This is a genomic window from Brucella sp. LJL56 (assembly GCF_054871705.1).
The window spans coordinates 89,667-109,427 of record NZ_JBTXLQ010000006.1 but is presented as its reverse complement, the minus strand read 5'-3'; the positions used below and the strand labels follow the sequence as shown (position 1 = coordinate 109,427).

Below are 19,761 nucleotides of genomic sequence, written 5' to 3'. Positions count from 1 at the left end.
ACGAGGGGCCCCGGCGGAAGGTGATCAGTGGAGGAAACGTGATGACCGATAAAAAACCTGACGGTCCGGTGCTTTTGTCGGGCGGCAATCCCCAGATTGCAAAAGGGGAAGGGGATACGCCGGTTCAGGCCTATATTGCCGCCATGCCGGGATGGAAAAGCGAAGCAGGTCGCCGCCTCGATGCTCTTGTCGTGCGAACCGTTCCCGATGTGCACAAGGCGGTCAAATGGAATTCGCCCTTCTATGGCATGAAGGGAGAGGGCTGGTTCCTCAGCTATCATTGTTTCGACAAATATATAAAAGTGGCGTTCTTTCGCGGCGCAAAGCTGAAGCCGATGCCGCCGGTCGAATCCAAGAGCCAGGATACGCGCTACTTCCATATTCACGAGCAGGACGATGTGGATGAAGCGCAGCTCGCGGACTGGATCAGGCAAGCAAGCCAGATGCCGGGTGAGAAAATGTAGGTTAGAGCGCAGATCGAAACGTGCTCTGGGAGGAAGGATTTCATGGCAGACGATAATGAGGCTTCAAAGCTGATTGATGGGCGGATTGCCGAACTTGGCGACTGGCGTGGCGAGACACTTGCCAGAATGCGTGCGCTGATAAAGAAGGCTGATCCAGACGTGATCGAGGAATGGAAATGGCGCGGCGTTCCGGTTTGGTCGCATGACGGCATCATCTGCACCGGCGAGACCTACAAGAAGGTTGTGAAGCTGACCTTTGCCAATGGCGCAGCGCTGGATGATCCGGCGCGCATCTTTAATTCCAGTCTTGAAGGCAATACGCGCCGCGCGCTGGATATAAGTGAGGGTGAAGAGGTCAACGAGGATGCCTTCATCGCGCTCGTTCATGCCGCCATAGCGCATAACGAGGCGAAGCAGACACGGAAAAAAGCCAAACGCGGCTGACAAAGCATCAGGAAATTGCAGGCATTTCTGTGAAATCCGTCGGTCTTCGTCGGATTGTTTCGTGCGTCAAAACATATATCCAGGTTTATGATTATCGTCAGTGGTTTTTCTTTGTTGGTAATATTTATTTTAGCAAATCCTAATTAATGCAAGAATAATTTCTGTTTAATAAATTGTAATACTGCATCATTATCGTTCCAATCAGAAAATTATTCATCGTTAGAGCGATGATCTTTTTGCTGCGGCGATAACGAAGGGTATTCGGATGTGTATAGCCTGTAATCCTGGTATGGTGGCGTTCCTGCGGTCCACGGCCTCCAGGCGTGATTTTCTCAAATATCTCGGCGCTGCCGCTGCGACTTCGGCCTTTGCCTGTTCGTCGCCGGGTATGGCGTTTGCGCAGCAGGCTGCAGCCCCTGCTGGCGATATCATTTTCAAGGGTGGAACGATCCTCACCATGAATGACAAGGCACCGCGTGCCGAAGCGATCGGCATCCGCGGCAACAAGATATTGGCCGTCGGCAAGCTGGATGATGTTCAGTCGGCTGTCAGTTCCGGCGCGCAGGTGGTGGACCTTCAGGGCCGCACCCTGATGCCGGGCCTGATCGATCCGCATATGCATTTCGTGTTCACGGCTTTCGAGGACTGGATCGACGTCAGCCCGATCACGACGCCGGATTACGCGACCGTCTGGTCGAAGTTGCAGAAAGGCGTGGCGGATGCCAAGCCGGGCGAATGGGTGCGCGCGCAGCAGTTCGATGCCAGCATCACGAAGGACGCCAAAATTCCGACACTGGCCGAACTGGATGCGCTTGCGCCCAACAATCCGTTCTTCATGCAGGAAAGCAACGGCCATATAGCCTATGCCAACAGCGCGGCGTTCAAGGCGGCGGGCATCACCCGCGAGACGCCCGATCCTTCCGGTGCGCGCTTTGTGAAGGATGCCAATGGCAACCTGACCGGACGCCTTGAAGAGATGGCGGCACAACAAATGTTTCTTGGCGCTATGCCGTCTCCGACAGCGGCGGATATGGTCGGGCGCGTCCAGCGTTTTCTGGATCACGCAAGTTCTGTCGGCTGCACCATGCTGCACGATTGCGGCATTGGCATTATGGCCGGTGCGCAGGACCTGAAAATCCTCGATGCGGTTCTGGGCGAAGGCAAGGCCCCGGTGCGTTATCGCGGCATGCTTGTGTCGACGATCATGGACGAATGGGAAAAGGAAGGGATCAAGCCCGGTCGCGGCAACGATCTTTTCCGCGTCGATGGTATCAAGGCGTGGGCGGATGGGTCCAATCAGGCGCAGACCGGCTATCAGCGCGAGAATTATCTGGGCACCGATGCGCGTGGTGCCCTGAATTACAGCCTTGAGCAGGTAACGGAAGTTATCCGCCGGGCGCACGAAGGCGGCTGGCAGGTTGGCGTCCACGCCAATGGCGATGCGGCAATCGATATGGTTCTGGATGCTTACGAGGCCGTTCTTGGAAAAACCTCGAACAGCGATCTGCGTCATCGTATCGAGCATTGCAGCGTTTTCCATCCGGAACAAATGGTGCGCATGAAGGACATGGGCGTTTCACCATCCTTCCTGATCGGCCATGTGCGCTGGTGGGGCAAGGCATTCCGCGACCGTCTTCTGGGACCGGAGCGTGCGCGCTTCTACGATCCATGTGCGTCGGCTCTGGCGGCGGGCCTCAAGATCTCGCTTCATTCCGACTGGAACGTGACGCCGATCGAACCGCTTCGTTACGTCGAGGATGCCGTCACTCGTGTGATGAACGAAGGTGGCGAGGTGTTCTTCCCTGAAGAACGTATCCCGGTGGACGCAGCGCTGCGCGCCGTCACCATCGATGCTGCCTGGCAGTGCCATATGGAAGATCAGATCGGCTCGCTGGAAACCGGAAAGTTCGCAGACTTCGCCATTCTGGAAGAAGATCCGACCACGCCGGATGTGAAGATCGGCAAGATCAAGGTCAGCGAAACGTGGATGGATGGCACCAAACGTTATTCGGCCTGACCGGAAAATCCGGCGACAGTTTTCATGCCGTCGCCGGATTGGTTTGGTCACAGAATATCGGCGGCGCGGTGATCTTTATCGACGCCGTCGATCAGGAATACCTCTCCCTCCGATCCCTGCCGACGCCACTCGATAATCGCCTGATAGGCGGGCGAGGCATACCAGTTGCGCGCTGTAGTTAGATCGGGAAAAGCGATGACGATCAGATCGTCCGGCGATAGACCTTCCAGTTCATCCTTCGGCCCGCCGTGAATGATGAAGTGTCCGTCGAAGGGTGCCAGAGTTCCATCGATTGCTTTCAGATAATCGACAATGCCCTGATTGACCCGGACATTGCGAAGCTGTGCGATTGCATAAGCGGTCATTTGATATCTCCGTTCGATCAGAATGCAGCTTGAAGCGTACGGCTGGCGCGAATTTCGAGCCCGGTAAGCGCTGTCACTGCTGCCGCCTGACCAACGAGAAAGATCCAGCCGAACAGATTGGGGATAATCATCCCCGCAACAGGCAGGAAAAGGCTGGCTGCTACCCATGCGCCATTGCCGAGAATGATGAAGTTCACCGCCCATGCCGGTGGACTTGCGCTCTGCGATACCCAGGCCATGAAGGCCGCTGTCGGCAGCAGCAGTACGCCTGCCCAGTAAAGCAACGACGCTGGAATTCCAGTCAGTTCGCCCATCGGTGCTGAGGCTGCGACAAGGGCGACACCCATCGCGGCGCAGGTGATGGCGTCGATGGCGACAAGTGGCTTGAGAGCAAATACGGTTTGTGCGGTTTTCATCCTATCGACCTTTCATTTTGGCGTCCCGTTCTTCGGGCCGGCTGCATATTTGCGCTGTTGCGTTATGGGATCGATTACGTGAGAGGTAATTGTTGCTATGAATTTTGCGGTGCATTCCAGAATGCATCTGCCAGCCGTGACGCGCAGAGCAAATTGTCGGAGGGATCGGACAGGCTTATGACCGAAACACAACAGACAGTCGGGTCGCTTCTCAGGGAATGGCGGCAGCGTCGCCGTTTCAGCCAGCTCTCCTTGGCGGTGGAGGCCGAGATTTCGCAGCGTCATCTGAGTTTTCTGGAATCCGGGCGTTCTGCGCCCAGTCGCGACATGGTTCTGCGTCTGGTCGAGCATCTGGACGTACCGCTGCGGGAGCGCAACCGGATACTTGTCGCTGCCGGATATGCCCCGATTCACAGCGAACGAGGGCTGGAAGCACCGGAATTTGCCGCCGCGCGAACCGTGATCGAAGCTCTGCTGCACGGACACAACCCACATCCTGCCCTTGCCATAGACAGGCATTGGACCCTGCTTTTGGCGAACAGGGCAGTGGGCGTTCTTACCGAGGGCGTGGCAGAACATCTTCTGCAAGGGGAGGTAAACGCGCTTCGCCTCAGCCTGCATCCGGAAGGGCTGGCGCCGCGCATCCTGAATTTCAGGCAGTGGCGCAGCCATATTCTTGCGCGCCTTGCCCGCGATGCGGACAACTCCGCTGATCCGCGTCTGGCAGCACTTCTCGATGAGTTGAAATCTTATCCGGTCCCTCCGCGCGCCGCCTCTTCGGGCGGGGGAACTGTCACCGATAATCCGGTCGCCATTCCGCTCAGGATTGATAGCCGCGAAGGCCCGCTGGAGTTTTTGAGCGCGACGACGGTATTCGGCACCGCCGTCGATATCACGCTGTCGGAAGTGGTGATCGAAACCTTCTTCCCTGCCAATGAGGAAACGGCAGCCGCCATGCGGCGGCTCACCGTCGAGTCATAGTTTAAACTGCGCGGGTCAGGCCGCCATCCACGCGCAGGTTCTGGCCAGTGATATAGGCGGCGCCATCCGATGCGAGGAAGGAGATCGTCGCGGCGATTTCCTCACTCGTGCCATAGCGCTGCAACGGAACGCTTGCCCGGCGCTCTTCCACCTTCGGCAGGCTGTCGATCCAGCCCGGAAGAACATTGTTCATGCGGATATTGTCGGCTGCATAGGTGTCGGCGAAAATCTTGGTGAAAGAGGCAAGCCCGGCGCGGAACACCGCCGAAGTCGGGAACATGGCACTCGGCTCGAATGCCCATGCCGTCGATATATTGATGATCACACCCGATTTCTGCTTCTGCATCGTCGGCACAACGAGACGGGCCGGGCGAACCGCATTCAGGAAATAGGTGTCCATTCCCTTGTGCCAGTCTTCATCGGTAATTTCGAGGATCGGCGCGCGCGGGCCGTGGCCTGCGCTGTTCACCAGCACGTCAATACGGCCCCATTTTGCCAGAACCTCATCCACAAGGCGCTTCAGATCGTCATTCGACTGGTTCGAACCGGTGATGCCGATGCCGCCCAGTTCCTCGGCCAGCGCTTCGCCCTTGCCGGAAGATGAGAGGATTGCAACCTTGAAACCGTCCTGCGCCAGTCTGCGCGCGGCGGCGGCGCCCATACCGCTTCCGCCGGCCGTTACAATCGCTACTTTTTCTATTGTCATGATGCGTTCCTTTTTTCAGAGTGTTGCGCCAGGCGGCAACTATCGACGGCCATTTTTTGACGTTATAGCGGAAATCCACTATCCTTACGAACGAGAATGCGTAACACTAATCAGTAGAAAATCTATCGAGTTTTGATTTATGAAAAGACTTCCCTCGCTCAATGGTCTGCGTGTGTTCGAAGTCGTCACGCGGCATTTGAATTTCCGGCTGGCGGCGGAAGAGCTTGGCGTGACGCAGGCGGCGGTGGCCCAACAGATACGCGGGCTCGAGGCGGAGCTTGGACTGAAACTCTTCGAACGCCAACCCCGTACGCTGGTCATGACCGAACCGGCCCGTGCATATATTGCCAATGTGCGGCGCGCGTTCGACCTGCTTTCGGAAGCGACCGAAATGCTGCGGCCTGAACCGCAGCATCTGACGATCAGCGTGACGCCGACCTTCGCATCGAAGTGGCTGATCCCACGCCTGGCGGAGTTCACGCGTGCACATCCCGATATAGAATTGCGCATTGTCGCCAGCGACAAGGTCGCAAATTTCCAGACCGATGCCGTCGATCTGGCGGTGCGCTACGGCGAGCCGCCATTCGGTCCGGGGCTGAATGCGGAGCTGCTTTTCGAGCATGTGATCGTCGCGGTTGCAAGCCCGGTGCTGGTCGAAAGGCTTGGTGATCCGGTGATGCCGGAAAATCTGGAGCACTATCCGCTGCTGCACGATGGGCATAATTTCTGGCCGCGCTATCTGGAAAAGGCTTTTCCGGACGGCGTGTCGATTTCGCCGAAGAATATTCGCTTCAACCAGACGTCACTTGCCATTGATGCGGCGATTGCCGGGCAGGGGCTGGCGCTGGCAAGCCGTTTCTTCGTGGAGAAGGAAGTTGCCGCAGGCAGCCTCGTTCAGGCGCTGGCCACAGACTTGCGGGTGGGCGCAGATTTCTATGCGGTTTCCCTTCGAAAGCCGCGCCATCCGGAATCTGTTGAGGCGGTCAAAGCCTGGTTAAAAAGCGCATCCCGAAAAGTGTGAAACGGTTTTCGGACTAAGATGCGCGTAAATGTGAAAAGGCGCATCAGGTTGATGGTTCGGGCACTTCTATCTCAGTCTTTTGACTGCGGGTTGGTATGGTGATGCAGACAAGGCAGATGACGACCAGAAGAACACCAAACCAGCCGAGGGCGGAAAGGCGCTCGCCGACAATCACCACCGCGAAAAACGCGGCGACAACCGGTTCGAACAGCGTGATCGTCGTCGCCACGCTTGTTTCAACACGGCTCAACCCGTAGCCGAAACAGACATAGCCGAGGAACATTGGCACGAAGGCCATGTATAGACCCACAGCCGCATTGTTCCATGAGGCGAGAAACGGCCCACCGGTTGCGATCAGAACCGGCATCAGCAGAAGACCGCCTATGCCGAACGTCGCGCCCATTGCAGTTGTCGATGATATGCCGCCCTGCATGAGCTGGCGCGCGCATGAGGAATAAAGCGCATAAGTGAAGCCTGCCACCAACCCGACCAGCGCGCCCATGAGCGTGGAGCCTTCTGCAGACGCAGCATGGCCGCCGTCCTCCGACATGCTGAGCAGGACCATGCCGACAATGCCGACCGTGGCACCTGCCAGCCAGCGCAACGAAGGGCGAAAGCCGCTTTGTCGATACTCGATGCCTGCCGACAGAAGCGGGGCGGAACCGAGTGAAATGACCGTTCCGATGGTCACACCGGCCATCCGCATGGAGCCATAGAAGGCGAGGGGATAGATCGCGACACAGATCGCGCCCAGTATGAGGATACGCCATTGACCGACGAGCGCCTTTCGCGAGGCGATCAGCCCGCGCCAGGCGATGGCGGCTTGCGCCAGTCCGCCAAGGCCCATGGCTGCGGCGCCGATCGCAGCCGCGCCGACCTCGGGCGCGAAGGTTGCGGCGGTGCCGGTCGTGCCCCAGATGGTGGAAGCGACGATGATGGCTGTCACTCCCAGAAGATAGCTTTTCGATGATTGCATTTTATGCCGGTTTCAAAATCGTAGCGACCATCGCCTTGGCTTCGCCAAGACGCGCACTGTTGCCTTCAAGGCCAGCCCGCATGATTGCTCCTTCGAGAATGAAGGAGAGCTGCACGGCCAGTTGGCTGACCCGAGGAGGATCGTCGGGGATCAAGCCGGTGAGATGTGTCACAAGCAGGCCCTCGACCTCTTCCTTGTGTTTTCTCACCGCCTCGCGGCCCGGATCGCCAGCGGGCAGCTCTGCTGCCGCATTCAGCAGGCCGCAACCGCGAAATCCATGTTCGTAGGCAAATTCCGCATGGTCGCGATAAGCGTCGAAGACCGCCAGTATCCCGTTCATCGGGGTGGATGCCTTTTCCATGCGCTTTTCATAGAGGCCCAGCCATTCGGCATGACGATGCTCCAGATAGGTGGCCACTAGTTCCGCCTTGGATGCGAAGTTGTTGTAGAGGCTCTGTTTCGCCACGCCTGCGCGCTGGATGATCGCATCGATCCCGGTTGCCGAAATGCCTTCGTCGTAAAACAGTTCCGCCGCTGCTTCTAAAAGCCGTTCACGTGCCGGTCTTGAACTTGGAGTCGCAGGATCGCTCATTTTATTTTGCCTGAATGATTAGGTAGACCAGTCTACCTATCTGAGAGGCGGAGTCAATTGCGGAAGAAAAACTGTTTGGAAGCCTCAATGGAGGAGAAGTTCTCCGCTGGTTTTGGTTTTAACCCCTTGTCCCTAGGGAGAGATTCACGTATCCGCTTAGTTAGGCAGATGGAACGGGAGGTCGTCCGGTGCCGCAGAGACTTTCCCCCCTGGCGCCTTTCCAATACAAAACATTTCGGGCGCTCTGGTCAGCTACATTGGTTTCCAACCTTGGCGGTCTGGTGCAGACGGTCGGTGCTGGCTGGATGATGGCAACCATCGCCCATTCGGACGATATGGTTGCATTGGTGCAGGCTTCGACCACCTTGCCAGTGATGATCTTTTCAGTTGCGGCAGGGGCCTTGGCCGATAATTTCGACCGCCGCCGCATCATGCTGACCGCGCAGGTTCTGCTGCTGATCATTTCGGTCGCACTGGCGGCTTTTGCCTATCTTGGCATTCTCACGCCGTGGATGCTGCTCAGCTTCACCTTCCTGATCGGTTGCGGCGGGGCATTGCACAATCCGTCATGGCAGGCGTCGATGGGGGACATCGTTCCCCGCACAGATCTGCCTGCAGCCGTGGCGCTCAACAGCATGAGCTTCAACCTCATGCGCAGTATCGGCCCGGCTATCGGCGGCATCATCGTTGCGGCGGCTGGTGCTGCTTTTGCCTTCATTTTCAATGCGTTCAGCTATTGTGCGCTCATTCTGGCGCTGTGGCGGTGGAAGCCGGAGACGGTCAAGTCCACTCTGCCGCGTGAAACGCTGGGGCCAGCCATGGTGGCGGGGCTGCGTTATGTCGCCATGTCGCCGAACCTTCTGAAAGTGATGTTCCGGGGCTTTCTGTTCGGCCTGTCCGCTATTGTCATTCTGGCGCTTTTGCCACTGGTCGCGCGCGATCTCGTCCATGGAACAGCACTTACCTACGGTATCATGCTGGGTTTCTTCGGACTGGGTGCTATTGGCGGCGCGTTGCTTAGCGCCCGGCTTCGCGAGATTCTCGGAAATGAATGGCTGGTGCGTGGTGCTTTTGTGGCCTTTGCAATCAGTTGTGCCCTGCTGTCGATCGGCCGAAATATGTGGCTGAGCTGCATTTTCCTGCTGCCTGCCGGTGTTTCCTGGGTTCTGGCGCTGTCGCTGTTCAACGTCACCGTGCAGCTTTCCACACCGCGCTGGGTGGTGGGACGTGCTCTGGCACTTTATCAGACCGCAACCTTTGGCGGGATGGCAGCGGGTAGCTGGCTTTGGGGTGCTGTCGCGGATGAATATGGCGTGCCGGGCGCGCTTCTGGCCGCCGCTGTCGTGCTGATGTTCGGCGCGCTGATCGGTCTGCTCCTGCCGCAGCCTGAATTTGAATCCCTCAATCTCGATCCGCTCAACCGTTTCAGCGAGCCGCAGCTTCGGCTGGATCTGCGTTCGCGTAGTGGTCCGATCATGATCATGGTCGACTACAAGATCGCGCAGGAAGATGTTCCGTCGTTCCTTTCCGCCATGGCCTTGCGCCGCCGCATGCGTATCCGTGACGGTGCCCGGCAATGGGCATTGCTGCGTGATCTGGAGAACCCGGAAACCTGGACGGAAAGTTATCACGTGCCGACCTGGGTCGAGTATGTCCGCCACAACCAGCGCCGGACTCAGGCCGATGCGGAAGTGTCGGAACGACTGCTTTCCCTGCACAAGGGAGACAAGCCGCCGCTCGTTCATCGCATGATCGAAAGGCAGACGGTTTCCATTCATGACGACATGCCGCTCAAGGCACATCTCGACTTGTCGTGAGCACCGTTTTCAAATTGAGGCAAATCCGGAATTTGAACCTGTTTGGCGACGAAACGGGAATTGCGGGGCGAGAGTACGCGCATTTCGCATCATATTTTGTGGCGACGGACGGACAAAAATGAGGCGAAATAAAGGCTAGAAGCCCAGGCGCTCTCGCAGTGCTTTCCGACAGGATCGCGAGACTGGCCAGGATTGATCAATGCCACGCATCCTGACCAGCCATTTGTCCGTCATGCTTCGGTCTATGTCCAAGACGTGCAGGACATTTATGAACGTCGTGCGGTGAATACGGGAAAAGGTGCTTGCTGGCAGAATACCTGCCCATATGCCGAGCGGGCGGGAGTCGAAAACCGTGGAACCGTCGCCAAGCCATATCTCGCTGTAATTGCCCGCCGAACGCACTCCAACGATTTCTTCAGGTGAAATTCCGCGCATCACCCCGCGTTTGTTGACATAAAGTACCGATGTCGGGTCGGTTTCTTCGTCCGACACCGGTTCATTATAGAGCGTCGCATATTTGGCCTGGGCAATCAGACTGGAGCACTGGAACATGGCTTTGATTTCAGCGCGTGACCAGCGTCTGGCTTCCACCGTCGTGTCGAAGCCCATGATCCCTCGCAACCGGTCCTGGTAAAAGACCGGTATGCTCAAAATGCTCTGATTTCCCTGCCGCAGGAATTCCGCCTGAATGGGGCGTGCAGTGCGCGGCAGACCTCTGACATCATGGACGGCGACGGCTTGTCCCTCGGTCAGATAGCGATGCAGCCAAGCAATCAATGTGGTGGGAGATTCCTGAAGTTCGGAAACATAGGCCGTCGTTTCGCCTTTGCACCATTCATGCGTATTGCGAAACCGCAGAAGATCAGGCGCATATTCGATCATCCATGCCCGGTCAGCCTGCGATGCATTGCCGACGAAAGCGAGAAATTCAGAAATAGCGTTTTCGACGGGTTTGCGGAGCAGATACAGCGCGCAAATATAGGGCCAGTCGAGTGCCGGTGCTTCCGCGCACTCCTTCTCGGAATAGATCCGGTAGGCTCCAACCGCGCTGTCCAAGCCGCCTCCCAAAACGTTGCGTGATCGAAATCGGTCTTCCTATAATAGCTGGACAGTATATTGAGTATAATTGCCCGCTATTTGCAATAGAATTCATGCACCGATTACAACCGTAATGTCAGGTGATTTACCTAGTCGAGCAGGAAAGCGGTCCGGAATGGAGTGGTCTATGCGGCGTGTGCTGGTCAAAAGCCCCGGAAAGCCCCGGTATGTGTGGTGATAGCATAATCATACCGAGGCTGCGCATTTGCCTGATTCCGCCGAAGCGGTGCGCCGGATCAGATTAGTGATCATTGCGACAGAAAGAAGTCTTACTTATTTGCCCTGCGGAATGGCTGTGGATCAGTTAATTTGAATGTAAATTGATTTTATATCGCATGTATTTTATTTCAAATACTTCGTGCCGCCGTGCCTTCGATCTCGACCTTGAACTCTGATCGCGCCGATCCGGCGATGACGGTCAGATGAGAATAGGCTGCTATGGGTGGCGCGACATTTTCGTGGTTGAGAATACAAACGGAGCTTTTTGTTTCTTCTGCCAAAATCGCCTTTATCTTTGAAGAGCATTCAGACCCGAAACCGGTCCGGGCCTGAAACGGACATGAAGCGGACATCAGCCGATATCTTCGACCTGATCGAGATATTGACCATATCCTTCCGCCTCCATCCGTTCTTTCGGAACGAAACGGAGCGATGCCGAATTGATGCAGTAGCGGAGGCCGCCACGGTCGACCGGGCCATCGGGGAAGACATGTCCCAGATGGCTGTCGCCATGCGCCGAGCGCACTTCCGTTCGCACCATGCCATGTGAGACATCGCTCAGTTCCGCGACATTGGCAGGTTCAATCGGCTTGGTGAAGCTGGGCCAGCCACAATGAGACTCGTATTTGTCGGCGGAGGCGAACAGCGGTTCTCCAGAAACAATATCGACGTAGATCCCCGGCTCCTTGTTATAGAGATACTCACCGGTTCCGGGGCGCTCGGTGCCGCTTTCCTGCGTGATGCGATATTGCTCCGGCGTGAGCTTCGCAATCGCTTCCGGATTCTTTTTGTAGGTCATGATGTGCGCTCCCTTGATGCGTATCCTGAATCTAGGACGAAGGAAGCAACTATTCCAGTGCGGGGTAGTTGACGAACTGTTGAAGAAGGAAATTTGGTATTAGCCTGTGCGGCGATTGAGCATTTTCAGGGTGTGATGCGTTAGCATCTCAGCGCCCTGTTATAAGGCCCGATTGGTTCAGCGAACTGAAAAAGCGCCCCTGCCGGAACGGGGTTTCTGTATATGCAAGGAGAGACGCGAAGAACGGGGTGTTTCCCCAAGTCCCATCTTGGCGAGTGACCCGACGCGACAGATCGCCAGTTATTTCGGTGTCCGAAGAATGTGGTCCATCCGCTTGGCTACAGCGTCGAAAAGGTTGGAAAATGAACCACATTTCCTTCACCTTTTCTCCTCGTATCCAAACGGATGACTTCACACCATTGTCACCACATTAGAGCGCGTTTCGATCTGATTGGATCAGATCGGCGCTCTAACTTCTTCTATTTCAAGCATAATCTTATCTATCCTCGTTTCACTCCGGTCGGATTATGCTCTAATAGGTTCTGACCCTAGCCATTCCGGGTTGATTTCCGGCAGCGGAATCGCATCGAGCAGCGCGCGTGTATAGGCTGACTTCGGATTGGCGAATACCTGTTCGCAGGGCCCTGCCTCCACTACCTTGCCGAAACGAAGCACATAGACGCGGTCGCAGATGGCCCTGATGACGCTCAGATCGTGACTGATGAAAGCCATGGACAGGCCCATATCGCGTGACAGGTCTTTCATCAGGTTGAGAACCTGCGCTTGGGTGGAGACGTCGAGGCCCGAGACGATTTCGTCGGCCAGAACAAAGTCCGGTTCGAGAAGGGCGGCGCGGGCAATGCCCACTCGCTGGCGCTGGCCGCCCGAGAGTTCGTGGGCGTTGCGACCGAGCACGGCATTGGGCAGGGTAAAGCGGTCGAGAATCCTGAGTACCTTCGCCTCAGCCTCGGTTGCGCTGGCGGCCAAGCCGTGCAGCAGCATTGGCTCTACCAGGATACGGCGGATGGAGTGGCGTGGATTGAGCGACGCCATGGGATCCTGGAAGATCATCTGCATGCGCCGACGCAACGGCCGCATCCTGCTATCGGGCAGACGGGTTATATCCCGTCCGTCGAACCAAATCTCACCGGAGGAGGTATCGACGAGACGGAGCAGCGCCTGGCCAAGTGTCGTCTTCCCCGAGCCGGACTCGCCGACAATGCCGATCGTCTCGCCGCGTTCGATGTCGATATCGACGCCATGCAGCACCTTGTGGCCAGCAGACTTGCTGAAAAATCCACCTGCACCGTAAGCAACCTCGATGCCGCGGGCTGTGAGAAGCATGTTGCTCATCAAGTTATTCCGATCTCTGCGCGCAGTTGCTCGAACACCGATTGCGGTACCGGCTCGAGACCAGCATCGGGGCGGTCGTAGCGCGGGCCGGCTGCCATAAGGGCTTTTGTGTAGATGTGTTTGGGGCGCTGCAGGACGTCGGCGGTGCTGCCCTGCTCGATCACCTTGCCGGAGTAGAGCAGCGTTACGCTGTCACATATCTGGGCGACGACGCCGAGATCGTGCGTCACGAATATCACGCCCGTGCCATGAGCGCGCTGCATGCCGCGAATAAGACGCAGGATCTGCTTTTGCACAGTAACGTCGAGCGCAGTCGTCGGCTCGTCCGCGATCACGAGCTTGGGTTCGAGCGCAAAGGCAGAGGCAATCAGCACGCGCTGGCGCATGCCGCCCGACAGTTCGTGGGGATAAGCGCGCAGAACGCGCTCGGGATCGCGGATATGCACTTCCTCGAGCAAAGTCAGCGCGCGTTCACGGGCAGCCTTGTTCGACAGGCCGCGCTTGAGGCGCAAGCCATCGGTGAGCTGTGCCCCGATGCGACGGCCCGGATTGAGTGCCGTCTGGGGATCTTGCGGGATCAGCGATATCTCGCTGCCCATGATCTGGCGCAATTGCGGTGCAGGCATGGTCAGCAGGTCACGGCCCTCGAAATCGATGGCGCCGCTGGTAATGCGGACCGTGCGCGGCAGGATGCCAAGCAGTGCCTTGGCGATGGTCGACTTACCGGCGCCGCTTTCCCCGACGAGGCCTCGGACCTCGCCACGCTCGAGCGTCAAGGCGACGTCGCGAAGAACGGGCACGCCGCCGTCCCGATCCGAGACCGCCGACAGGTTGTTGATGGAGAGAAGGGGTGCAGTCATCGGCGCATCATCGGGTCAAGGGCGCGGCGCAGGCCATCGCCGAGCTGGTTGAAAGCAAGAACGGTCAGGAAAAGCATTATGAGAGGTGCCACCAGCACCCACCATCCCTGATAGATGATCTGCCGACCCTGCGCGATCATACCACCCCATGTTGGCGTGTCGGAGGAGACGGAAAGGCCGACGAAGGAAAGAATGGCTTCGACGATTACGGCGATGCCCATTTCCAGGCTGATGAGCGCGATCAGGACCGGACCGACATTTGGCAGGATCTGGCCGATCAGGATCTTGAAGCGGGAGAAGCCGAGAACTTTCGCTGCCGTCACGTAGTCCATCTGCGCCTGCGCCATGGTTTCCGAACGGACGACGCGACAGAAACGCGTCCAGTCGATGATGACGATGGCCGCGATGATGGAATGAACGCCTGCGCCGAAGACCGCGACCAGCAGGATTGATAGCAGGACCGGCGGGAAGGCCATCCAGATGTCGACGAGGCGCGAGATGACGGCATCCACCCAGCCGCGATACCAGCCGGCGAGTAGTCCAAGCGTGGTGCCGACCAGTGCTGCAAGACCCGCGGCAATGAAGGCGACGAGCAGGGCGATGCGCGTGCCGTGGATCAGGCGCGAAAGCACGTCGCGGCCGAGATCGTCGGTGCCGAACCAGTAGCCGGGTTCGGTGCCGGCATAGCCTGCGGGAGGCAGGGTGGCGAGCACCAGGTCCTGTTCGAGCGGGTCCTTTGGTGCGAGCCAGGGCGCGAAGATGGCGACCAGTATCAGGCAGAGGATAAAGCCGCCGCCGAGGATTACCTTGGGTTGTGAAAGCGTCGCACGCAGTGACTTAGCCATGGCGCAGCCTCGGATTGAATGCGGCGACGAGCGCGTCAACCAGGATATTGATGACGATGAACAGCGCGCCGAAGACCAGGACAAGTCCTTGAATGAGCGGCAAGTCGCGGTTGATGACGGCGTCGATAGCCATATTGCCGATGCCGGGATAGGCGAAGATACGCTCGACGATGACGGTGCCGCCGATCAGGAAGGTGAACTGGACACCGGTCAGTGCGATGGTCGGGCCAACGGCATTGCGCAATGCTTCCTGCAACACCAGCCGTAGCGAGGACATGCCCTTGAGCTTGGCGAGCAGGATATAGTCCTGCACCATGGCTTCAAGCAGCGCCTCCTTCAGCACGCGGGCGATAATCGCCGCGAGCGGCAAGCCAAGTGCGAGAACCGGCATGGTCATATGGGAGGCGATGTCGGCGAACTGGGCAAAGCGCAGGCGCAGCAAGCTTTCGAACAGATAGAAGGGGGTAGCAAAATTGCTTTGTACGCTCGGATCGATGCGCCCGGACAAAGGCAATATGGGGAAGAACACGCCCAGCAACAGCACAAGCGCCAGTGCCCAGACAAAGTCGGGTACAGCCAGCACCACACCGTTGACGGTATCGATGACCGGTTCGACCGGCGTGCGGCGTGCGAGAGTACCGGCAATGGCTACGGCGGTGCCGAGCAATATGGCGAAGACCAGTGCGGCGAAGGCGAGCTCAAGGGTTGCCGGCAGGCGTTCTGAAAGCAATTCCAGAACATTGCGGCGCAGCGAAATGGAGGTGCCGAAATCGCCTGAAAGCAGTGACGTGAGCCAGATATGGAACTGGCTGAAGATACTGCCATCGAGTCCATAATTTGCGCGAAGCTGTGCGATCTGTTCGGGGGTAGCCCCCGGCGAAATCATCATAGCGATAGGGTCGCCTGGAACGACGCGTAGCAGGACAAAAACCACGACCGCGACCCCAAACAGGGTCACTGCCGCGAGAACCAGACGGTTCAGGATTGAAAGAGCAAGCAGTTGCATGGGTATGGAGCCTTACGCAGGCAGACAAAGACGCTATGCGAGCATGTCCGGCTGAATAAGCCGGACACAATCTAGCAGTGGAAGGTCGGGACACTGGGTGCCCCGCCAACGTGCAATCAGGCCCTCGATATGAGAGTCGGCTGCAGCGCACCCGAAACGTTCGGAATGGCCTTCAGCGTCGACTTGTAGACGATAGGCTGTGCGTATTGCAGCAATGGCAGCACGTAACCCTGCTCCGCAATATATTTGCAGACAGCTTTCCAACCGGCGATGCGCTTGGCCTCGTCTTTCTCACCCCATAGCGGTGCGATCATGCCATCAAGGTCATCTGTGTTCCATACCGAGTGCGGGGAAGGACCAAACATGGCAAACCCTGTTGAGGTGGTCGGGTCGCCGATTGCATTGCCCCAATTGTAGAAGGCAGCGGGCGCAAGTTGGTCGGCGGCGCGCAGCTCATAATGCTTGGCGATCTCGTAGACCTCGATCTCGGCTTCGATGCCGACCTTGCGCCACATGCCCACGATGGCCTGAACCATTTCGTAGTCCTTCGGCTTCAGGCCCCGCGTGGTCTGGATCTTGAACTTCACTGGTTTGTCGGTCGAATAGCCGGAGTCGGCCAGCAGCTTCTTGGCAAGCTCGGGATCGTAGGGAACCTTGATAGACGGATCGTAGGCCGAATATTCCGGCGCTTCGAGCGTATCGATCGGTACGCCATAGCCGCGCAGCAGCCGCTTGACGATGGCTTGCTTGTCGACGGCGTGACAGGCGGCCAGGCGCACATTCTTGTCTTCCATAACTTCAATATTGTTCAGGAAGATCATACCGATATCGGAGATCGGAGTCGCAACGCCTGCCAGACCTGCCTTTTCCTTCAGGCGGTCGAACTCCTCATAGGGGATTTCCAGCGTGACGTCGGACGAGCCGGACTCGATCTCGGCAACCCGGCTGGTGCCATCGGGCACAAACTTGAAGATGACTGTCTCGAAAGCTGGCTTGCCGCCCCAATAGCTGGGATTGGCCTTGAGGCGCAGGAAGGCGTTGCCTTCATAGGCGTCAACCATGTAGGGGCCGGTGCCAATGGGCTTCTTCTCAAAACCTTCTGCTCCGACCTTCTCGTAATAGGCTTTGGGCAGGATGTACCCGGTGAGGAAAGCCATCCACATGAAATAGGTGGGTTCAAAGCGCAGCACGTCGCCGGTGATCTTGTTGCCTTCGATCTTGTAGTTGCCGGCTGTGGACCAGACGAACTGGATCGGGTTGCCGGTCTTGTCGTTGGCGGCGCGCTCCAGCGCCCATACCACGTCTTCCGGGGTAAACGGCGAGCCATCATGCCAGGTCACGCCTTCGCGAACATCCATCCAGACCTTGGTCTTGTCGTCGTTCCAGCCCCAGGCGGTCAGCAAGCCCGGAACAAATTTGAGGTCGGGATCCTGGCCGATATACTGGTCGAAGATCGAGCGGTAAATTGCCTGGATGGTCGGATTGACCGCCGACGGACCGACGGTCGGGTCGAAGGATGGGAGATTGACGTTGAAAGCGATGGTAAGCGTGTCGGTTTCTGCTGCCTGCACCGGCACGCGTCCTGCCAGGATGCTTGAAAAAAAGGCAGCAGCGCCCATACCCAGCGTCTGGCGACGGGTGAATTCAGTCATGATTTGCTCCGCGTTCCCCTGATCCCGGCTTTTTTTGAGTGTTCCCCCACTCGCCAGGATATTTATTGTTCGGAATACTTTAATCTTAAAATAGCGCCGATTGGCTGGCAAGTGAATTGTACATTCCGACAGCAATTTTAAGGCGAAATATATGCCTATGCATATTGCTTCTTTGTCGGCATTACGCGCAGGCTCGCGTGAGCGCGGGCTTGAAATGCCCATAAATGCGATCTGAGGCATATGTAGACAAAGAAATATGATTCTGCATGTGTTCAGCGATGCAGTCTTAGATGTGGTTTTCACATGCCCCAACTAGCCATCCGTCATATCGCAATCCTATTTCAGCGAGGACGCGAGCAGCATGCCGGAGCCGCCTCCCAACCCCGGGCCGGGATGGGTCGACGCGCCGATATGATAAAGACCGGGCACGTGGGTGCGGTGATTCACCGACGACTTGAATGGACGCCAAATGAAGAATTGATCGACGCCGCAAAACCCACCATAGGGGTCGCCGCCGACGAGGTTCATATTCATCGCTTCAAGGTCGGCTGGCGAATAGGTCTTGCGGGCGATAACCGTTTCGGCAAAGCCGTCTATGTGCTGGGCGAGGATGCGCTCGATACGGTCGGCATATTGTTCGCGCAATTCGTCAGTCCATCGCCCATCGTCGGGCGTGGTGAGTGCTCCTGCAGCATCGCCTTCGATGTGTCGCGGGGTTTCGGGCAATTGCAGCCAGAGGATCGCCTGACCTTCAGGTGCGCGGGAGGGGTCAAGCGCGGTCGGCTGACCGACACAAATGGTTGGCACCGCTGGCAACATGCCGCGATCACACTCATTGGCCGCGCGGGATACGCCGTTAAGGCCGGGCGTGAGATGCAATAACGCAACTTTCGACAGGTCCTCGCCGCCCTTCCAGCGTGGTGGAGACTTCAGTGCGTAGTGAACCTGCATGTTGCCTTTGCCATAGCGATAGGTTTGTAGTCCATCCGCAACGGCCGAGGGCAGCGGTTTGTCGGAGTTCTTCAGAAGGCGGCCATAGAGCTGGCTGGGCGTGACAGAGGCAATGACGCCCTTGCTCGCCTGCAGAACCTCGCCACTGGCAAGCCGGACACCTGTGGCCTGGCCGTTGTGGTCTTCGACTATTGTCTCCACATCCGCGCCGGTGCGGATGGTGCCACCCTGGTCCGTGATGAGTTGCGCGAACGCCTTGACGAGATTGTCGGCGCCGCCTTTGACAATCGGGCAGCCTGCAAGTTCGATGGCAAAGCCGATGACCCGGAGCATTGCCGCAGAATAGGTGCTTTCCGGATTGAGGCCGCAATGGAGCACCCAGGGTGCAAAGAGCCCGCGCATCACATCGGACCGATAGGTGGTTTCGAGATGATGGCGGCCGTTGACGAGCGCCTCGCCGAACCAAGCGGCGAGATTGCGGGGGCCGCGCTTCCACGCCTCCTTCAGCATGGTCTTGAATATGCCACCGGACCAGAGCGAGCCGCCAAGCAGCGAGAACATGAACGGCGCATCGGCACCCATTCGGTCCATCTCGCGGGCGAAGGCCATGCCGTCGCCGTCAGCCAGCGCGTCGAAGGCTGCGATATTGGCTTTGCGGTCTTTGGCGAGGATCGCATGTCTGCCGTCGGCCAGCACAACGCCCGTCGGCAGGTCGCTATGGGCGAATTCGAGACCTCGGGCCTCCAGATCCTTGCCAAGCGCGCCATAGGCGGGCGAGGTCAGGAACAGCACCATAGTGGTTGCCATGACATCGTGGCGGAAGCCCGGTACAGTGATCTCTTCAGTACGCAGGCAGCCGCCGAGCTGGTCGTTGCGCTCAAGCAGCAGTACCTTCTTGCCCTTTTTGCCAAGCATGGCAGCCGCCACCAGTGCATTAATGCCGCTGCCGACCACGATATAGTCATATGCTGCCATGTCTCGTCGCTCCCCTGAAAATGGCTGGTAGGCCCCGCCACGCTGGCCTCGTGTCGATTACTTCGTCAACAGTACGAGTATCGGTAGGCCTGTTCCCTGAAGTCCGGCAAAGGATTCTCTGACATGGACTTCCCCTCGTTTGCTTCTTGAAAAAAGCTTGATATGAATTTCCTTGAAGCTTAAAAGAAACCATATGTGAATGCA

General features: G+C 57.7%; 20 protein-coding genes. 6 read left to right on the top strand and 14 right to left on the bottom strand.

Annotation, left to right across the window (positions count from 1 at the left end; translation table 11 throughout):
• Nucleotides 1–41 precede the first annotated feature (41 nt).
• From ACYSN1_RS16720 to ACYSN1_RS16710, 3 genes are all read left to right on the top strand, one after another.
• Nucleotides 42–464: a DUF1801 domain-containing protein gene (locus tag ACYSN1_RS16720; protein WP_461726724.1), complete on the top strand. Its 423-nt coding sequence runs from the start codon at nt 42–44 to the stop codon at nt 462–464.
• A gap of 42 nt (nt 465–506) precedes the next feature.
• Nucleotides 507–908: a DUF1801 domain-containing protein gene (locus ACYSN1_RS16715; protein ID WP_461726723.1), complete on the top strand. Its 402-nt coding sequence runs from the start codon at nt 507–509 to the stop codon at nt 906–908.
• A 265-nt stretch (nt 909–1,173) separates the two neighbouring features.
• Nucleotides 1,174–2,925: an amidohydrolase gene (locus ACYSN1_RS16710; RefSeq protein ID WP_461726722.1), complete on the top strand. Its 1,752-nt coding sequence runs from the start codon at nt 1,174–1,176 to the stop codon at nt 2,923–2,925.
• A 47-nt stretch (nt 2,926–2,972) separates the two neighbouring features.
• Here ACYSN1_RS16710 and ACYSN1_RS16705 read toward each other — a convergent pair whose 3' ends face one another.
• On the bottom strand, nt 2,973–3,290 hold the full coding sequence (locus ACYSN1_RS16705; RefSeq protein WP_109987455.1) for a DUF1330 domain-containing protein: 318 nt from the start codon (nt 3,288–3,290) through the stop codon (nt 2,973–2,975).
• Between the two features lie 17 nt (nt 3,291–3,307).
• A complete protein-coding gene (locus ACYSN1_RS16700) occupies nt 3,308–3,706 on the bottom strand; it encodes a hypothetical protein (RefSeq protein WP_461726721.1) in 399 nt (132 codons plus the stop codon).
• Between the two features lie 177 nt (nt 3,707–3,883).
• Between ACYSN1_RS16700 and ACYSN1_RS16695 the strand changes: the two genes are divergently transcribed.
• Nucleotides 3,884–4,687 carry a helix-turn-helix domain-containing protein gene (locus tag ACYSN1_RS16695; RefSeq protein ID WP_461726720.1) on the top strand — a complete coding sequence of 268 codons (804 nt, stop codon included), beginning with the start codon at nt 3,884–3,886 and terminating at the stop codon, nt 4,685–4,687.
• A gap of 1 nt (nt 4,688) precedes the next feature.
• Here ACYSN1_RS16695 and ACYSN1_RS16690 read toward each other — a convergent pair whose 3' ends face one another.
• Nucleotides 4,689–5,393 (bottom strand): SDR family oxidoreductase, encoded by a 705-nt coding sequence (locus tag ACYSN1_RS16690; protein WP_461726719.1) that lies wholly within the window; start codon nt 5,391–5,393, stop codon nt 4,689–4,691.
• Nucleotides 5,394–5,532: 139 nt separating this feature from the next.
• Here ACYSN1_RS16690 and ACYSN1_RS16685 point away from each other — a divergent pair, with 139 nt between their 5' ends.
• The gene (locus tag ACYSN1_RS16685; protein WP_461726718.1) at nt 5,533–6,414 is read left to right on the top strand and encodes a LysR substrate-binding domain-containing protein; all 882 of its coding nucleotides are present in this window, start codon (nt 5,533–5,535) and stop codon (nt 6,412–6,414) included.
• Between the two features lie 43 nt (nt 6,415–6,457).
• On the opposite strand, the gene ACYSN1_RS16680 is transcribed toward ACYSN1_RS16685, so the two are convergent.
• A complete protein-coding gene (locus ACYSN1_RS16680; protein ID WP_461726717.1) occupies nt 6,458–7,390 on the bottom strand; it encodes a DMT family transporter in 933 nt (310 codons plus the stop codon).
• 1 nt (nt 7,391) lies between these two features.
• Nucleotides 7,392–7,982 carry a TetR/AcrR family transcriptional regulator gene (locus ACYSN1_RS16675; protein WP_461726716.1) on the bottom strand — a complete coding sequence of 197 codons (591 nt, stop codon included), beginning with the start codon at nt 7,980–7,982 and terminating at the stop codon, nt 7,392–7,394.
• A gap of 188 nt (nt 7,983–8,170) precedes the next feature.
• Here ACYSN1_RS16675 and ACYSN1_RS16670 point away from each other — a divergent pair, with 188 nt between their 5' ends.
• On the top strand, nt 8,171–9,799 hold the full coding sequence (locus ACYSN1_RS16670) for an MFS transporter (RefSeq protein WP_461726715.1): 1,629 nt from the start codon (nt 8,171–8,173) through the stop codon (nt 9,797–9,799).
• Nucleotides 9,800–9,934: 135 nt separating this feature from the next.
• Here ACYSN1_RS16670 and ACYSN1_RS16665 read toward each other — a convergent pair whose 3' ends face one another.
• The 9 genes from ACYSN1_RS16665 to ACYSN1_RS16625 all read right to left on the bottom strand — a co-directional run bounded on the left by ACYSN1_RS16665 (nt 9,935) and on the right by ACYSN1_RS16625 (nt 19,557).
• On the bottom strand, nt 9,935–10,855 hold the full coding sequence (locus ACYSN1_RS16665) for a LytTR family transcriptional regulator DNA-binding domain-containing protein (RefSeq protein ID WP_461726714.1): 921 nt from the start codon (nt 10,853–10,855) through the stop codon (nt 9,935–9,937).
• A gap of 389 nt (nt 10,856–11,244) precedes the next feature.
• Nucleotides 11,245–11,397: a hypothetical protein gene (locus ACYSN1_RS16660; protein ID WP_461726713.1), complete on the bottom strand. Its 153-nt coding sequence runs from the start codon at nt 11,395–11,397 to the stop codon at nt 11,245–11,247.
• Nucleotides 11,398–11,468: 71 nt separating this feature from the next.
• On the bottom strand, nt 11,469–11,915 hold the full coding sequence (msrB, locus tag ACYSN1_RS16655; protein ID WP_461726712.1) for a peptide-methionine (R)-S-oxide reductase MsrB: 447 nt from the start codon (nt 11,913–11,915) through the stop codon (nt 11,469–11,471).
• Between the two features lie 525 nt (nt 11,916–12,440).
• Nucleotides 12,441–13,268 carry an ATP-binding cassette domain-containing protein gene (locus tag ACYSN1_RS16650; protein ID WP_461726711.1) on the bottom strand — a complete coding sequence of 276 codons (828 nt, stop codon included), beginning with the start codon at nt 13,266–13,268 and terminating at the stop codon, nt 12,441–12,443.
• Complete coding sequence (locus tag ACYSN1_RS16645) at nt 13,268–14,128, bottom strand: ABC transporter ATP-binding protein (RefSeq protein WP_461726710.1); 861 nt, start codon at nt 14,126–14,128, stop codon at nt 13,268–13,270. Before ACYSN1_RS16645 ends, ACYSN1_RS16650 begins: the two co-directional genes overlap by 1 nt.
• The gene (locus tag ACYSN1_RS16640; protein WP_461726709.1) at nt 14,125–14,973 is read right to left on the bottom strand and encodes an ABC transporter permease; all 849 of its coding nucleotides are present in this window, start codon (nt 14,971–14,973) and stop codon (nt 14,125–14,127) included. The genes ACYSN1_RS16645 and ACYSN1_RS16640 overlap by 4 nt, the downstream gene beginning before the upstream one ends.
• Nucleotides 14,966–15,973, bottom strand: coding sequence for an ABC transporter permease (locus ACYSN1_RS16635; RefSeq protein WP_461726794.1), 1,008 nt, complete (start codon nt 15,971–15,973; stop codon nt 14,966–14,968). The genes ACYSN1_RS16640 and ACYSN1_RS16635 overlap by 8 nt, the downstream gene beginning before the upstream one ends.
• A 122-nt stretch (nt 15,974–16,095) precedes the next feature.
• Nucleotides 16,096–17,631: an ABC transporter substrate-binding protein gene (locus ACYSN1_RS16630; protein ID WP_461726708.1), complete on the bottom strand. Its 1,536-nt coding sequence runs from the start codon at nt 17,629–17,631 to the stop codon at nt 16,096–16,098.
• Nucleotides 17,632–17,967: 336 nt separating this feature from the next.
• Nucleotides 17,968–19,557, bottom strand: a complete 1,590-nt coding sequence (locus ACYSN1_RS16625) for a phytoene desaturase family protein (RefSeq protein ID WP_461726707.1) — start codon at nt 19,555–19,557, stop codon at nt 17,968–17,970.
• Nucleotides 19,558–19,761: the final 204 nt, after the last annotated feature.

Coding starts and splice junctions, on each gene's coding strand:
- ACYSN1_RS16675 (WP_461726716.1), bottom strand. CDS start 7,982: ATGAGCGATCCTGCGACTCCAAGTTCAAGACCGGCACGTGAACGGCTT.
- ACYSN1_RS16680 (WP_461726717.1), bottom strand. CDS start 7,390: ATGCAATCATCGAAAAGCTATCTTCTGGGAGTGACAGCCATCATCGTC.
- ACYSN1_RS16630 (WP_461726708.1), bottom strand. CDS start 17,631: ATGACTGAATTCACCCGTCGCCAGACGCTGGGTATGGGCGCTGCTGCC.
- ACYSN1_RS16685 (WP_461726718.1), top strand. CDS start 5,533: ATGAAAAGACTTCCCTCGCTCAATGGTCTGCGTGTGTTCGAAGTCGTC.
- ACYSN1_RS16715 (WP_461726723.1), top strand. CDS start 507: ATGGCAGACGATAATGAGGCTTCAAAGCTGATTGATGGGCGGATTGCC.
- ACYSN1_RS16705 (WP_109987455.1), bottom strand. CDS start 3,290: ATGACCGCTTATGCAATCGCACAGCTTCGCAATGTCCGGGTCAATCAG.
- ACYSN1_RS16625 (WP_461726707.1), bottom strand. CDS start 19,557: ATGGCAGCATATGACTATATCGTGGTCGGCAGCGGCATTAATGCACTG.
- ACYSN1_RS16700 (WP_461726721.1), bottom strand. CDS start 3,706: ATGAAAACCGCACAAACCGTATTTGCTCTCAAGCCACTTGTCGCCATC.
- ACYSN1_RS16695 (WP_461726720.1), top strand. CDS start 3,884: ATGACCGAAACACAACAGACAGTCGGGTCGCTTCTCAGGGAATGGCGG.
- ACYSN1_RS16645 (WP_461726710.1), bottom strand. CDS start 14,128: ATGACTGCACCCCTTCTCTCCATCAACAACCTGTCGGCGGTCTCGGAT.
- ACYSN1_RS16650 (WP_461726711.1), bottom strand. CDS start 13,268: ATGAGCAACATGCTTCTCACAGCCCGCGGCATCGAGGTTGCTTACGGT.
- ACYSN1_RS16720 (WP_461726724.1), top strand. CDS start 42: ATGACCGATAAAAAACCTGACGGTCCGGTGCTTTTGTCGGGCGGCAAT.
- msrB (WP_461726712.1), bottom strand. CDS start 11,915: ATGACCTACAAAAAGAATCCGGAAGCGATTGCGAAGCTCACGCCGGAG.
- ACYSN1_RS16640 (WP_461726709.1), bottom strand. CDS start 14,973: ATGGCTAAGTCACTGCGTGCGACGCTTTCACAACCCAAGGTAATCCTC.
- ACYSN1_RS16690 (WP_461726719.1), bottom strand. CDS start 5,393: ATGACAATAGAAAAAGTAGCGATTGTAACGGCCGGCGGAAGCGGTATG.
- ACYSN1_RS16710 (WP_461726722.1), top strand. CDS start 1,174: ATGTGTATAGCCTGTAATCCTGGTATGGTGGCGTTCCTGCGGTCCACG.